The sequence below is a fragment of the Nannocystis punicea genome (genome assembly GCF_026965555.1).
GTDB lineage: Bacteria > Myxococcota_A > Polyangia > Nannocystales > Nannocystaceae > Nannocystis > Nannocystis punicea.
In genome coordinates this window covers 11,094,382-11,108,153 of record NZ_CP114040.1, presented here as the reverse complement: position 1 = coordinate 11,108,153, position 13,772 = coordinate 11,094,382, and the positions used below count along the sequence as shown (strand labels likewise).

Sequence of the window (13,772 nt, the reverse complement as noted above, 5' to 3'; positions counted from 1 at the left end):
GGAACCAGCGGCCGCTCGGGGGCCTGGTCGGAGCTCGCACATGGCGTGGAAACGCTTCGTTTTCAAGGATCAAACAGTGTTCGTCCGCGTCCTCGCGTCCGGCAAGCCCATCGTCCACCGCGGCCGGATCGAGATGCGGTACCGGCTGGGCGCCAGCAAGTCTTACCGTGCCACGCCCGATAATCTGATCGAGATCCCGGACGATACCGAGATCCTCTCCGACGACGCCTTCTCGGGGACTCCAACCCCCGTGGCGACTGTTCAGGTCGTTCGCGAGGAACCGACCCGGCCGGCGACCGACGCGACCATCATCATTCATACCGACGGCGCCTGCAGCGGCAACCCCGGCCCGGCCGGCATCGGCGTGCTCATCGAGCGCGGCGAAGAGGCCGTCGAGCACAGCGAGTTCATCGGCGAGGGCACCAACAACGTCGCCGAGCTGACGGCCATCCTGCGCGCGCTCGAGATGCTGCGCCCCGAGGACAAGGACGCGCACGTCCTCCTCTACACCGACAGCGGCTGGAGCCTCGGCGTCCTGGTCGGCGGCTGGAAGGCCAAGGCCAACCTCGAGCTGATCGAGAAGATCAAGGAGAAGCTCGGCGAGTTCACCGGCGTCGAGCTGCTCAAGGTCCGCGGCCACGCCGGCCAGTCGGGCAACGAAGAGGCCGACGCCCTGGCGACCATGGCCGTCCGCCGCGAGGACTCTAGGACCCGAACGCGGCGGCGATCGAAGTCGCCCCTCCCCGCCGTTTGATCAGCTCGCGCAGGCGAGCGAGCCGCTTGTCGAGCGGGGTCCGCAGCTCGGGCTGCCGCTTGCGCAGCGCCGGATCGATCGGGTCGCTGTCGGGGTCGGCGAGGTCGAGCGCGTGCAGCTCGAGGTGCAGCGCGGGGATCCGCAGCGCCTCGCGGTAGAGCGGCCCGCCGCGCAGGACGAAGGTGCCGACCATCGGCAGGCGCAGCAGCGGGCTGACGCTGATCGGCACCTCCCACATGCCGACGTCGGCCCGGTAGTACGGGTGCGCCGGGCCGACGAAGCTCCGGAGCCCGCGCGCCCGCGACTGCGACCGCCGCCCGCGCACGCGGATCCACGCCATCGCCGCCAGCTTGGCCGCGTAGTACGGCAGCGACGGCAACAGCGAGCTGTCGTAGCGGTAGCCGAGCGCGCCGGCCTGTTGCAGCAGCAGCTCGTCGTGGCAGTAGCCCGGCGCGCGGAAGCCCCGCGGCTCGGCGCCGAGCTTGCGCAGCAGCTCGTCGCAGCGCCGCAGGTCGCGATAAACCTGTCCCGAAGGCCAGTCGACAAGATCGTAGGCGTGGCTGTAGCTGTGGTTGCCGAGCTCGTGCCCCGACTGCGCCGCCAGGCTGAGCATCGCCGCGCCGTGACCGGGGCCCTGCATGTCGCGCTCGAGGTCGCGGCCGACCACGAAGAAGGTGGCGCGCGCGCCGGTCTCGGCGAACAGACGGAGGAGCCGCGGCAGGCAGCGGCCGAGCACCACGTCGGCCTGCTCCGGCGTCGGCGGCGGCAGGCCGTGGATGGCGTGGTAGCAGGCGAGGTCGTCGAGGTCGACGCTGAGGATCGTGCCGCGCAGCTCGGTCGTCATCACCGCTCCTTCGCGCCGCGCCCGAGATGGATCGCGGCCATCAGGCGCGCCAGGTTCTTCAGCACGCGCGGCACTCGCCGCGCCAGGTGAATCGACGGCGCGCGCTTCTCTTCCAGCTCGACGGGGATCTCGGTGATCGCCACGCCGTCGCGCTGGGCCCGGATCACCAGCTCCGAGGCGAACACGTCGTGGCCGACGATGCAGCGCTCGACCACCGGCAGCAGCGCCGCGCGACGAAACGCCTTGAGCCCGTGCGTGTCGGTGCCGCGATAGCCGAGAGTGACCCGCAAGAGGCCGTTGTAGGCCCGCGTGGCCGCGCGGCGACCGAGCGGCCGCCGATCGTGCGCCCCCGGCATCGCCTTCGAGCCGACCACCAGATCGGCCGCGCCGGCGCGCAGCAGCGCCAGGGCGCGCCGGTGGAAGGCGAGGTCGCACAGGTCGATCTCCTCGCACACCACGAACTTCCCCGCCGCTTGCTCGATCGCCATGCGCAGCGCGGCCCCGTAGTTGGGCGCCGGACACGAGAACCACTTCACCCGCGGGTCGAGCGCGGCGAGCTCGGCCGCGATCTCGCGCGTGCGGTCGCGGCTGCCGTTCTCCGCCAGCCACACCTCGAAGGCCGGCACCTCGGCCTCGAGCCCGCGCACCAGCTCGACGACGCTGTCGCGGAGGATCGCCTCCTCGTTGTAGACGGGGATGACGACGCTGACCTCGGGCCCCGGCGACGTCGCCGACGACTCGCTCATCGCGGCTCCTGTCCGGCGAGCCGCGCGGCCGCCCACTCGCTGGCCGCTCGTCCGGCCAGCAGACAGTCTTCCATGCTGTTGTAGATCCACCCGCCGTAGCGACCGCAGCTGAAGATGCCCTGTCCTTCGAGCCAGGCGAGGACGGCGGCGCGGGTGGCGGCGTAGGCGGCGTCGAACACGACATAGGCGTGCTCGACCACGCGGACCTCGACGAAGCGGACGTCCTCGGCCGCGCGCAGGGCCCCGACCTCGACCAGGCCGGCGTAGACGCCGGCGAGGTCGATGGGACCTGTCCGCTCGTTCAGCTCGACGTAGAGCCCGCTGCAGCCGGCCGGGGCCATGCGCGGGGCGGCGTTCGAGTAGACGCCGACGCGGAAGAAGGGCAGGCGCGGCTCGGGCACGTAGACCCAGTGATAGTCGCACGGCGCGGGCGCGCCGACGGCGATGTCGAGGTAGCGCCAGCGGACGTGGCGCAGGGCGCCGGCAGCGTCGCGGATTTCAGCGGGGGCCGCGGGGATCCGGCGCACCAGCTCCGGCAGGGGGATGCTCGAGACGAGCGCGTCGTAGCTGCGCCAGTCGGCCTCGGCGCCGAGCTTGATCCGCCGACCGACGACGTCGACCTCGTCGATGTCGCTGCCGAGCCGCAGCTCGACCTCGGAGCGGCGGGCGAGCTCCGCGCGCATTCGCTCCGGCACTGCGTCGATGCCCCCGGCGGTCGGGACGAGGAAGCTGGCGTTGTAGCCGAGGCCCTCCTGCGCCAGGCCGATGGCGCCGCCGATCACCTGCGCGGTGTCGGGGATCGGGATGTAGCGCGAGACCCAATCGGCGGTCAGCCGCTCGAGGTGCTCGCCCCACAACTTGCGGTTGTACGGGACGAAGAAGTGCTTGGCGATGCCGGCGCCGAAGCGGGCCTCGGCGAAGCCGACGAAGGTCTGCGGCTCCGGCGCGCCCTTCGCCGCCTGCTCGCGCGCCGCCACGTAGCCGACCAGGCACTCCTGCACCACCTCGAGCGGCAATCCGTGCAGGTTGGCCTGGAACGGGTAGGGCAGCTGCACGCCGTGGCTGTGGATGCAGGTGCGGCGCGCCACGGTGGCGAGCTCGCCGGGCTGAAACAGGCCCTCGACCAGCGTCTTTATCGAGGGGTCGCGCAGGTGCAGCCAGTGCCCGGTGACGTCGAAGGTGAAGCCGTCGCGGCGATGGCTGCGGGCGTGGCCGCCGACGCGAGCCTCGCGCTCGACCAGCAGCACCGGCCCGCGCGCGTGCCAGGCCGCCGAGAGCCCGGTCAGGCCGGCTCCCAGCACCACGAGCGGCGTTCGCGGGGGCGATGACATCGGCCGCTCTTGTAGCAGGTCCCGGCGGGCGGCGCCTCGCACTCGGCGATGGACACGCGGATCTGCGGGCGGCACACTGGGCTCGTCCATGGAGCTCCAGAGTCTCGGCAAGTTCCGTCTGGTCCGGCCGCTCGCGGTGCGCAGCTCGGTGTTCCACCTGTTCCTCGCGCGCCACGAGGACGACCCGGAGGCGGCGCCGCCGGCCTACGTCGTCAAGCTGCTGCCGTCGGGCTCGGGCCCCGAGCACGCGATATTGGCCGCTCAATTCGAGCACGAGATCCGCCTCTATCAGGCGTTCAATCACCCGGGCATCCCGAGCGCGCACGCCGAGGGCGCGCAGAACGGCGTGCGCTATCTCGTCCTCGACGCGATCGACGGCTGCGACCTGGCAGTGCTGCTCGGCCACGACGTCGGCAGCCCGCGCGGCCTCAGCAAGGAGATCGCGGTCTACATCATGGGCCAGCTGGCCGACGCGCTCCACCACGTGCACACCGCCGAGGCCGAGGACAAGGGCAAGCTGACCGAGCTCAATGTGGTGCACCGCGACATCTGCCCGGCCAACGTGCTGCTGTCGCGCACCGGCCAGGTCATGCTGGCCGACTACAACTCGGCGACCAGCATCTGGCTGGCCCGCGAGAGCGACATGTCCCAGGCCGGCTCGAAGGCGTACATGGCCCCCGAGCGGGTGGTCGGGACGGCGGCCGCGACTGTCTCTTCGGACATCTTCGGCCTGGCCGTGATGCTGTGGGAGATGCTGAAGGGCCAGCGCTGCTTCAAGGCCGACGACGACCTCAAGACGATGGACGCGATCGTCAAGTTCGACGCCGGCCACCCCAGCCGCCGCCTGCCGGGGCTGTCGACCAAGCTGGCGGAGATCGTGCGCAAGAACCTCGACCGCGACCCGGCCCGCCGCTACGCCAACGCGTATCAAGTGCTGCAGCGGCTGGCCCAGTGCCCGGAGGCGGCCGCGGCCGAGCGGGCCCAGCAAGAGCTGGGGGCGCTGGTGGTCGAGGCCAGCGCCCGGGCCATGGTCTGAGAGACATGTCCGCTAGGCCAGGCTCCGGCGACGGGGCGAGCCTTCGAGAGGCCGGCGGCCTGCGAGCGCTGGTGAGGGCCGAGGCGCCGGTGCTGCTGCCGCTGGCGGTGGCGGTGCTGGCGGCGACGTCGTACTTCTCGGGCCCGCCGGCGTGGAACCAGAACTCGCGCCTGGCGCTGACGCGCGCGCTGGTCGAGCAGGGCACGCCGATCATCGACGACTACCACGCGACCACCGGCGACAAGAGCCTGCGCGACGGCCACTTCTACAGCGACAAGGCCCCCGGGACCTCGCTGCTGGCGGTGCCCGCCTACGCGCTCTACCACGGCGCACGCCGCCTCGTCGGCGCCGAGCCGCCCGACGTCCGCCTGGTCCCCCTCGACCCCCGCGACCCCAACCGCGACCCCGCGGCCCGCCGCCCCGGCGACCGCCTGGCCTACAACCAGGCCTACCGCACCGCGCTCTACGTCAGCCGCGTGGGCTCGGTCGGCGTGTTCGCGGTGCTCGGCGCGCTGGCGCTCTACCTCCTCGCGCTGCGCCGCCTCGGCGACCGCGCCGGCGCGCTGCTGCTGGCGGCGACCTACGCCCTCGCCACCCCGGCGCTGGTCTACGGCTCGGCCTTCTACGGCCACCAGCTGTGCGCCGACCTGCTCCTGCTCGGGTTCGCCGGCATCCTCCTGGGACATGGCGGAAAGGCCATGGCCTTCGGGACAGGCATGTGCCTCGGCCTGGCGGTGCTGTGCGAGTACCCGGCGGCCGTCCCGGTCGCGCTGCTGTGGCTGTTCGCCTGGCTGCGCCGCGGGCCCCGCTTCGCCGCAGTGGCCGCGCTCGGCGGCGCCCCGGCGGCCGTGGCCCTCGCCGTCTACCACACCGTCGCGTTCGGCGGCCCGCTCAAGACCGGCTACGACTTCGTCTACCTGGCCGAGTTCGCCGAGGGCATGCGCGTCAACTACGGCATCCACGCGCCGGACCCAAGCGTGCTGCTGGAGCTGCTGTTCGGCGCCTACCGCGGGCTGTTCTACCTCGCCCCGGTGTTGCTGCTGACCCCGTGGGGCCTCGGCTGCGAGCTGCGCGGCTGGCCGCCTGCACCTCAGGGCATGTCGTCAGGGACATGGCCGGTGAGGCAGGTCGCCTGCGTGTGCCTCGGCGTGGTCGGCTTCTACCTGGCGCTCAACGCCGGCTATTACATGTGGGACGGCGGCGCGGCGATCGGTCCGCGCCACTGCGTGCCGATGCTGCCGTTCCTGGCCCTGGCGCTGGCCCCGGCGATCCGCGTCGTCCCGCGCGCGGTGGTGGGCCTGGCCCTGCTGTCGAGCGCGTTCACCCTGCTGCTGGCCGCCGCGGCCCCCGAGGCGCCGCAGTTCGGCGACCCGCTGTGGGGCCACGCGTGGCCGCGGATCTGGGCCGCGGACACCGGCTACACCGGCCCCGCCAACCTCGGTCGCATGCTCGGCCTGCCCGGCCCGCTCAGCCTGGTGCCGCTCTTGCTCGTGCTCGGCTGGTGCTACGCCCAGGCGCGGCCGCACCTGCGGCAGTGAACACGAGCAATATTTTTGCGACTGGGGGCTTCGTGGTTTCGCCGCAAGCGAGGTGCCTGCGGGTGGAGTAGCGATTTGCGTAGAACAGAGTGCCCACACTGTCATGCTCTCTGCGGGGGAGGTGCGGGCGCTCGGCATGCACATGCCACCGACCTGGTGTATGTTCCTGGCGGCATGACGCTCGAAGTCGTCACGTTCCAGAACTTCACGGTCTTCGCCGATGCCCGTGTGGAGTTGTGCCCGGGGATCAACGTGTTGATCGGTACCAACGGGACGGGCAAGTCTCACGCGATGAAGGCGATGTACGCGTTGATCGGCGACGAGAAGAAGAGCGCGCAGTCTCGCAAGATGACTCAGGTGTTTCTGCCGGAGAAGGGGGACGTTTCGCGACTCGTCCGGCGGGGCAAGACGGAAGCACGGGTGGGCTGGCGGGTTGAAGGGAAGGGCCGCCTTTTCATGGTTCACCAGGGCGGGCAACTGACTTCGGTCCTTGGCGAGCCTGGACGTTGGTTGCCTGCGCTCTATGTTCCCTCCCGCGAGGTGCTCTCGATGTACGAGGGCTTCATCGCCGCGTACCAGAGCCGCGAGCTGTCCTTCGACGAGACCTTCTTCGACCTCTGCGTGGCCCTCAACGCCAACGTCTTGCGCGGGGAGCGAGCCGAGCAGATTGCTCCTCTATTACAGAGGCTCGAGGCGATCATCGGCGGCAAGGTCCTCCTCGAGGGCAACCGCTTCTATGTTCAGCCGACGAACGGAGACAGGGTCGAGGCGCATCTCGTCGCCGAGGGGTTGAGGAAGATCGCCACTATCGCTCGATTGGTGGCGAACGGAGGGATCGCGCCTGGAGGCGTCCTGTTCTGGGACGAGCCGGAGACCAATCTCAACCCACGGCTCATCACCCAGGTCGTCGACGTCTTGATCGAGCTGGCGAGGCATGGCGTGCAGATCGTCTTGGCGACCCACGACTACCTGCTGTCTCATCGGTTGTCGTTGCTCGCCGAGTACGACAAGGTGCCGCCCGGCACCGTGCGATTCTTTGGGCTCGCGCGTAGCGAGCCGGATGGGCCGGTTACCGTGTCTCGAGGCGACACGCTCGCCGACCTGCCGAGCAACCCGATCGTCGAAGAGTTTGCTCGCCACTACGACTTCGAGCGCGAGCTGTTCGATCACAGCCAGGGAGGCTGAGATGTTCGAGATAGTCGAGTCCCGGCTGCGGTTCCGGTTCGGTGAACCGTGGCAGTTGATGGAGCAGTGGGACAGGCATGCCTGCTACACGGGCGGCCTCGGGATGCACGCGACCACGGCGGCCGTCGACTTCATCGGCCTGTTCGGATCGGATCCATATTTTATCGAGGTGAAGAACTTCCGTGACTATCGGATCGAGAACAAGCGACGGCTCATGAGCGGGGCACTCGCCGACGAGGTCGCCAACAAGGTTCGCGACACGATCGCGGGGCTGGTCTGGGCGATGGATCGCGGGCTCGATACCGCCCCGCTTCGTTCGTTGCTCGGTCAACTCTTCGCGATCAAGAAGAAGTGCAACGTAGTGCTCTGGCTTGAGGAGGATCCACAGACGCGGCCAGCGGATCGCACCATGCTGGCCGAAGCCATCAAGCGACGCTTGCACTGGTTCAGACCCCACGTCATCGTGCTCAGCCGCGAAGAGCGGCCGCTGCCGGGCTTGCACGTGAGCGGCGTAGCCCAGGAGGAATGAGGCCCTCATGCCCAGCTTGCTCGTCAACATCGATGTCCCTGATGTCTCCGCCGCCGAGGCGTTCTACGTGGGCGCGTTCGGCTTCACCGTCGGCCGCCGGTTCGGCGGGGCCGTCGAGCTGCTCGGCGCGGGTGTCCCGTTGTACCTGCTGGAAAAGCCAGCCGGCACGCCGGCCTCCGAGGTCGCCGCGTCGCCGCGCGACTACGGCCGCCACTGGACCCCCGTGCACCTCGACGTCGTGGTCGAGGAGCTCGAGCCGGCGCTCGCGCGGGCGCAGGCCGCGGGCGCCACGGTCGAGAGCCCGATCCGCGAGGCCGTGTGGGGGCGGATCGTGCTGCTCGCCGATCCGTGGGGCCACGGCCTGTGCATCCTTCAATTCAAGGGCCGGGGCTACGACGAGCTGTCGAGCCCGACGTGAGCCGCATGTCCGAAGGGACATGCTGAAATTCCTGAGCGAGAGGGCATGTCCGAAGGGGCATGCCATCGTCACCCAAAGCGAGAGCCTGTCCGAACGGACAGGCTCTCCCAGGCGCGGGGCGGCTCACGCCGCCGACGGCTGCTCGCCCCAGGCGATCGGGTCGCGGGCGAGGCGCGGGGCGGGCGAGACGGCGGCGACTGCGAGCAGCGCGGCGAGCAGCTCGGTCGCGCTCTGGTAGCGCTCGGCGGGGTCGCTGGCGACGGACTTGAGGATCACCGCCTCGAAGGCGTCGGGGATCTCCACGGCCGGCGCGGCGCGGCGGAGGGCGATGGGGCCGCTCGCCGGGCGGCGCGGGACGAACAGGCTGCCGCCCGAGTACGGCATCTTGTCGGTGAGCAGGCGGAACATCAGCACGCCGAGGGCGAAGATGTCGACGCGGTGGTCGTACGGACCGCCGCGCAGCTGCTCCTGCGGCATGTAGCCGGGCGTGCCGATGACGGGCCCCGACCTCGGGCGGCCGTCACTGTCACGAGCGGCCGCGGCGCGTCCGCCGAAGCTGGACACGCCGAAGTCGAGCACCTTGATGAAGTCGGCGGTGCCGCCGCGGGTGATGCGGAAGCAGTTGCCGGGCTTGATGTCGCAGTGGACCACGCCGCGAGCGTGGGCCGCCACCAGCGCCTCGCACACCTGGGTGCCGATCGACAGCACGCGCCGCCAGTCGAGCGGCCCGTCGTGCGCCAGAGTGGCGGCGAGGTCCTCGCCGTCGAGGCACTCCATCACCATGTAGACGAGCTCGCTGTCGTCGCGTACGAGCTCGATGATGTCGATGATGTGCTCGCTGTTCAGCGCCGCGGCTGCGCGCGCCTCGTGGGTGAAACGCGCGACGGTGTCGGCGTCGGACAGGCCGGGGTCGAGGACCTTGACGGCGACGCGCCATCGCAGCTCGACGTGTTCGGCCTCGTAGATGGTGGCGCCGCTGCCGCCGTGACCGAGTCGGCGGAGCAGCTTGTATCGGCCGCCTAAAACGCGGCCGGTGAGGTCGGCGGACGGGCGGCGGCTACACAAGGCGCGCGGCGCGTCGGGTTCGCGAGCTCGCTTGGGTTCAATCATTCGGGGGGTGAGCAAGAGTAACCACCTCTCGTCGGAGGCGGCAATGTCTTCGGGACAGATCGATCGACGCTCGCGAAGCGAGTGCAAGGAGCCGGGCGATCCACAAACGAGTTCGCGGAGATCCACAGCGCCTGTGCACAAGTGTGCGGGGCGGCGCGCGAACGTGCGCGCGGGCCCGCGGGCCGCTACGTGGCGCGTAGGCGCACATGTTCTTTTGGACATGGTTCAAAAGACCGGCGGTGCGGGCGCCCGAAGGCCCCGTCGGCGAGGCGACAACGGGCCAGGTGAGCACGGCCGCGCGCGTCGTCGCACATGTTCTTTTGGACATGTCGATCGACGCCGAGGCGGCCAGCGGGCTCGTCCGCGCGCGTCGTCGCACATGGTCTTCGGGACATGTGGAGCGGGGAGCTCGCCGTCGATCGAGCCGCGCGAACGACCGCTCGCGTGCGCGTCGACTCACGCGGTCTTCGGGACATGTCCGACGGTCGCGGCGAACACGCGAACGCCCTCGCGCCGCGCGGGCGCGAGGGCGGAGCAGAGGTTGCAGTGAACGGGCTCAGCCGGCCAGCAGCTTGGGCATGTCCTCGCCGGCCAGCGGGAAGCGAGCCGTGACGTCGGCGGTGTCGATGCCGGCCAGCTTGCGCAGGGCGAGGTGGACGCTCTCGGGCGTGAGCTTCTTGCCCTTGCCGACGGCCAGGCTCGACGGGTCGACGAGGGCGCCGTACTGCTCGGCGTCGGTGGCCCCGACCACGCGGTTCCCCTTGATGCCCTTGCCCATCATCATCACGCTGGTGACCGACCAGTGGTCCTTGCCGGCGTACTCGTTGTCGCCGTTGTAGCCGGGGCCGCGGGCGAAGTCGGAGCCGATGAGCACCGTCAGCTTGTCGGCGATGCCGGCCGCCTCGGCCTCCTGCATGAAGAAGTCGACGCCGGCGAGCAGCTTGGCCAGCTGCAGCACGTGGTCGCGGTCGTGGTTGCCGTGGGTGTCGAAGCCGCCGAGGTTGAGGTTGGCGGCCACGGCCATCTTGGCCTTGAAGGCCGCGACCGTGAACTGGCTCTGCTGCATGAAGCCCTGCAGGTCGCCGAGCTGGTAGCCGGGCAGGGTCGCCGGTTCGGCCGGCAGCGTGAGGCCCTTGAGCAGCTTCTCGCCGCCGCGCGACAGGAACAGCTCGTTCATCGCCGCCTTCGCGCGGGGCAGGCGAGCCGCGGCCATCTGCGCCTCGAGCCGCTCGGTCTGGGCCTTGCGGATCCGCTCCATCGTCTTGTCGGAGTGGAACTTGTCGGTCTCGGCGTTGTTCGGGTCGGTGAGGTTGGGGTTGGCGATCTTCTTGACCGCGTCGACGCTGCTGATCCGCGTCAGCGGGACGAGGCCCTCGGTGGCGTCGAAGCCCCCGGCGCTGACGTACGCGAACGTGCTCTCGGGCGCCCGCGCGGCCGCCACCAGCGCGCCGAACGACGGGAAGCCCTCCGGCAGGCGGCCGCTCCACGTCGCCCGCGCGCCGGCGTCGTGGTTGTTGGTCGCCATGTCGACGCCGTTGAGCACGAGCAGCTGGCTGGCGTACTTGGTGAAGAAGTCGGTGTTCGACATCAGGTACGCGGCCGCGGCCTCCTCGAGGCCGAGCGCGACCGGGTCGAGGCCGATCGGCGCGTAGCTGATGTTGCCCTGCGTGGCCGCGGCGGAGTACAGGCGGTTCAGCGGGCCCTGCTCCTTCGGGTCGCACAGGTACACCGGGTCCCAGCCGCCCGAGGCGCTGATGAGCACGAAGTACGGCCCCTCGTACGGCTCGGCGTCGGCGAGGGCGCGGCGCACCCCCAGCGGCGCGGCGACGGCGAGCCCGGACATGGCGGCGATCTTCAAGAAGTTGCGGCGATCCATGGTGGCTTATCCTTCGTCGTCGTCGTTACTCGTAGAGGAACTTGTAGTCCGACAGCATGTACGTCATCACCGCCATCCACGCGCGGATCGTGTAGTTCTTGTCGGTCTCGATCTTCTCGGCCTCGGGCAGGTCGACGTTGGTGTTGGGGTCGACGCGGGCCTGGCACCACCAGCTCAGCCACTCGTTCTCGGCCCCGCTGGCGACGTTGGCAGCGCCGTCCTTCCAGGTGTCGAGGAACAGGCCGTAGGCGCGATCGACCTCGGGGTCGTCGACCGCGAGCTCCTCGCCGAGCACCCGCTGGTACAGGTGGACGATGTTGTTCTTGATGGCGCCGATGTTGTCGGGCACCTCGGCGCCGTTCTCGCTCAGCGGGACGGTGTCGAGCGTGACCTCGGGGAACAGCTTGCGCTTGTCGGCCGCGCGCGAAAAGTCGTAGGCAGTGACGGCGCAGGCGACCTCGTTGGCCATGCGCCCGGCGACCGCGCCCATGATGCCGTTCATGTGCGAGAGGCGCTGGGTGATGCTGTCGGAGTCGATGCCGCCGTAGAGGATCCGGTAGTCGGTGGTCAGCCAGTCGTTCAGGTCCCAGCCGCGGATCCACCGGATCCCGGTGGTCGCCTCGAGCTTGTTCGCCAGCAGCTCGGGCGTCGACAGCCGGCCGTGACCGACGACCCCGAGCTCCTCGCTCTCGGCCTCGGACAGCTCGACCTTGTCGAGCGAGAGGCCGCGGAAGTACGGGCTCATCACCACGCCGACGATCACCGCCTTGAGGTTGTAGTCGTCGGCCACGAAGTCCTCGCCGATCTGGCGGAACAGGGCGTCCTGGGCCTCCCAGGCGTTGAGCTTGGCGCTGTACAGCGGGTCCTCGGCGTCGGCCGGGAACAGCAGCGGCTCGGTCCCGGTCAGCGCGCGGAAGACGGTGTGGACGGTGGAGATGACGAACCGCGGGTCCTTGACGAGCCGCGCGGCCAGCCACTCGAGCGATTTGGGGAAGTCGGACTTCGGGATGTCCTCGCCGTCGAAGCCGGGCGCGAACATCTCCGGGAACCACTCGCGCGTGGTCAGGACCTCCATGTCGTAGTCGTCGTAGTTCTGGAAGGCGCCGGCCACCGGGTCGATGAGCTGGTGGCAGAAGTTGCACTGCTTGTCGTCGCGCGTCGGGTTCGAGTACGCCTCCGACAGCGACGGGTCGATCGGCCGCTCGCCGATCCGCAGCACGTCGGTGGCGAGGAACAGCTTGTAGGTCATCCGCGCGCGGTGGCGGTTGCGGTTGGTCGGCGTGGTCGGGAAGCGGTTCAGGAACATCGGCGAGCTGAGCACGCCGGCGTGCGGCAGGGTCTTCTTGCCGCCGCGCACGGTGAACAGCTTGGCCTCCTTGAACTCGCGCGGATCGGTCGGGTCCGCGAAGCCGAGCTCGAGGTTGTACAGCTGGGCCGAGAACGGGTTCAGCACCGTGTAGTCGGCGGTGAGGATCTCGGTGAAGGGCCGGTCGTTGCGGACGATGTAGTTGATGAGGTCGATCGGCTCGCGCGCGGCGGCCCGGTTGACCTGCTCGCGCAGCTCGTCCTGGCCCTCGAGGCCCTCCCACCACGCGCCGGCGTTCGGGAAGTCCTCCGAGTTGAGGATGTTGACCGCGAAGCCGGTGTACACGAGGTAGCGGTCGGTCAGCAGGAGGTCGTTGAAGATGTCGCCGAGGCGGTCGTAGAAGCCGTCCTCCTCGAGCACGCCGCGGATCGCCTCGGCCAGCGCCTCTTCGCCGGCGGCGGCCTCCTTGAGCTCCTCGCCGGTCGGCAGGCGGCCCGCGAGGTGCAGCGTGGCCTTGCGCAGGGTCTCCTCGGGGCCCATCAGCTCGACCGCCTCGAGGTCGGCGCCGTCGCTGTCGGGGCACTCGCGCGGGGCCTTCAGCTGCGCCAGCAGGGTCTCGAGGATCCGGTACTCCTCGCTGCCGGCCTTGATCACCTCGCCGCCGCCGTGCTTGGTCTTGGCGGTGGGCTTGGCGAGCAGCGCCGAGAGGTCGTCGTAGCTGACCGAGGCGTTCTCGCTCACCGAGGCGAGGTTGGCGTCGAGGAAGCCGGGGTAGGAGGCCGGCAGCAGGCGGAACTCGGCCCCCTGCTCCTCGGCGATGCCGGCCGGCCCGTGACAGGTGATGCAGGTCTTGCCGAACACCTTGGGCCACGCCTCGTTGGCGAAGTACTCGCGGGTCGAGACGCAGCTGTCGCCGTCACCGTCGACGCCGCCGTCCTTGCACGCGCCGAGCACACCGGCGGCGATGCCGGCGACGCCGAGGGCGATGAGCGTTGGCGCAGAGCGCCGTTTGCCAGTCGAGGTCATACGAAGCCTCCGCCACGCTTGGGGCACGGTCGCAAGGTATCGCGGGGCCGGCGATCGCGGCAAGCGTGACGAG

At 70.2% G+C, this 13,772-nt stretch carries 12 protein-coding genes; 6 read left to right on the top strand and 6 right to left on the bottom strand.

Annotation, left to right across the window (positions count from 1 at the left end; all coding sequences use genetic code 11):
- Nucleotides 1-40 precede the first annotated feature (40 nt).
- Nucleotides 41-754 (top strand): ribonuclease HI, encoded by a 714-nt coding sequence (locus tag O0S08_RS42555; RefSeq protein ID WP_269035253.1) that lies wholly within the window; start codon nt 41-43, stop codon nt 752-754.
- On the opposite strand, the gene O0S08_RS42550 is transcribed toward O0S08_RS42555, so the two are convergent.
- Genes O0S08_RS42550 through O0S08_RS42540 form a run of 3 tightly spaced genes read right to left on the bottom strand, consistent with a single transcriptional unit; the run spans nt 705 to nt 3,675 of the window.
- The gene (locus O0S08_RS42550) at nt 705-1,598 is read right to left on the bottom strand and encodes a polysaccharide deacetylase family protein (RefSeq protein WP_269035252.1); all 894 of its coding nucleotides are present in this window, start codon (nt 1,596-1,598) and stop codon (nt 705-707) included. The genes O0S08_RS42555 and O0S08_RS42550 overlap by 50 nt on opposite strands.
- The gene (locus tag O0S08_RS42545) at nt 1,598-2,344 is read right to left on the bottom strand and encodes a glycosyltransferase family 2 protein (RefSeq protein ID WP_269035251.1); all 747 of its coding nucleotides are present in this window, start codon (nt 2,342-2,344) and stop codon (nt 1,598-1,600) included. The genes O0S08_RS42550 and O0S08_RS42545 overlap by 1 nt, the downstream gene beginning before the upstream one ends.
- Complete coding sequence (locus O0S08_RS42540; protein WP_269035250.1) at nt 2,341-3,675, bottom strand: protoporphyrinogen/coproporphyrinogen oxidase; 1,335 nt, start codon at nt 3,673-3,675, stop codon at nt 2,341-2,343. Before O0S08_RS42540 ends, O0S08_RS42545 begins: the two co-directional genes overlap by 4 nt.
- A gap of 88 nt (nt 3,676-3,763) precedes the next feature.
- Here O0S08_RS42540 and O0S08_RS42535 point away from each other — a divergent pair, with 88 nt between their 5' ends.
- From O0S08_RS42535 to O0S08_RS42515, 5 genes are all read left to right on the top strand, one after another.
- A complete protein-coding gene (locus tag O0S08_RS42535; RefSeq protein WP_269035249.1) occupies nt 3,764-4,711 on the top strand; it encodes a serine/threonine protein kinase in 948 nt (315 codons plus the stop codon).
- A gap of 5 nt (nt 4,712-4,716) precedes the next feature.
- A complete protein-coding gene (locus O0S08_RS42530) occupies nt 4,717-6,249 on the top strand; it encodes a hypothetical protein (protein WP_269035248.1) in 1,533 nt (510 codons plus the stop codon).
- A gap of 174 nt (nt 6,250-6,423) precedes the next feature.
- Complete coding sequence (locus O0S08_RS42525; RefSeq protein ID WP_269035247.1) at nt 6,424-7,434, top strand: AAA family ATPase; 1,011 nt, start codon at nt 6,424-6,426, stop codon at nt 7,432-7,434.
- Nucleotide 7,435: 1 nt separating this feature from the next.
- Nucleotides 7,436-7,963, top strand: a complete 528-nt coding sequence (locus O0S08_RS42520; protein WP_269035246.1) for a hypothetical protein — start codon at nt 7,436-7,438, stop codon at nt 7,961-7,963.
- Nucleotides 7,964-7,970: 7 nt separating this feature from the next.
- On the top strand, nt 7,971-8,381 hold the full coding sequence (locus O0S08_RS42515) for a VOC family protein (protein ID WP_269035245.1): 411 nt from the start codon (nt 7,971-7,973) through the stop codon (nt 8,379-8,381).
- 123 nt (nt 8,382-8,504) lie between these two features.
- On the opposite strand, the gene O0S08_RS42510 is transcribed toward O0S08_RS42515, so the two are convergent.
- The 3 genes from O0S08_RS42510 to O0S08_RS42500 form a co-directional block, all read right to left on the bottom strand.
- Nucleotides 8,505-9,446 carry a serine/threonine-protein kinase gene (locus O0S08_RS42510; RefSeq protein ID WP_269035244.1) on the bottom strand — a complete coding sequence of 314 codons (942 nt, stop codon included), beginning with the start codon at nt 9,444-9,446 and terminating at the stop codon, nt 8,505-8,507.
- Nucleotides 9,447-10,047: 601 nt separating this feature from the next.
- Complete coding sequence (locus O0S08_RS42505) at nt 10,048-11,367, bottom strand: DUF1501 domain-containing protein (RefSeq protein WP_269035243.1); 1,320 nt, start codon at nt 11,365-11,367, stop codon at nt 10,048-10,050.
- 25 nt (nt 11,368-11,392) lie between these two features.
- Entirely contained in the window at nt 11,393-13,699 is a 2,307-nt protein-coding gene (locus tag O0S08_RS42500; protein WP_269035242.1) for a DUF1592 domain-containing protein, read from the bottom strand.
- Nucleotides 13,700-13,772 lie beyond the last annotated feature (73 nt).

Bases quoted from the DNA above. Each gene is read 5' to 3' on its own strand.
- O0S08_RS42555 (WP_269035253.1), top strand. From the start codon at position 41: ATGGCGTGGAAACGCTTCGTTTTCAAGGATCAAACAGTGTTCGTCCGC.
- O0S08_RS42550 (WP_269035252.1), bottom strand. From the start codon at position 1,598: ATGACGACCGAGCTGCGCGGCACGATCCTCAGCGTCGACCTCGACGAC.
- O0S08_RS42545 (WP_269035251.1), bottom strand. From the start codon at position 2,344: ATGAGCGAGTCGTCGGCGACGTCGCCGGGGCCCGAGGTCAGCGTCGTC.
- O0S08_RS42540 (WP_269035250.1), bottom strand. From the start codon at position 3,675: ATGTCATCGCCCCCGCGAACGCCGCTCGTGGTGCTGGGAGCCGGCCTG.
- O0S08_RS42535 (WP_269035249.1), top strand. From the start codon at position 3,764: ATGGAGCTCCAGAGTCTCGGCAAGTTCCGTCTGGTCCGGCCGCTCGCG.
- O0S08_RS42530 (WP_269035248.1), top strand. From the start codon at position 4,717: ATGTCCGCTAGGCCAGGCTCCGGCGACGGGGCGAGCCTTCGAGAGGCC.
- O0S08_RS42525 (WP_269035247.1), top strand. From the start codon at position 6,424: ATGACGCTCGAAGTCGTCACGTTCCAGAACTTCACGGTCTTCGCCGAT.
- O0S08_RS42520 (WP_269035246.1), top strand. From the start codon at position 7,436: ATGTTCGAGATAGTCGAGTCCCGGCTGCGGTTCCGGTTCGGTGAACCG.
- O0S08_RS42515 (WP_269035245.1), top strand. From the start codon at position 7,971: ATGCCCAGCTTGCTCGTCAACATCGATGTCCCTGATGTCTCCGCCGCC.
- O0S08_RS42505 (WP_269035243.1), bottom strand. From the start codon at position 11,367: ATGGATCGCCGCAACTTCTTGAAGATCGCCGCCATGTCCGGGCTCGCC.
- O0S08_RS42500 (WP_269035242.1), bottom strand. From the start codon at position 13,699: ATGACCTCGACTGGCAAACGGCGCTCTGCGCCAACGCTCATCGCCCTC.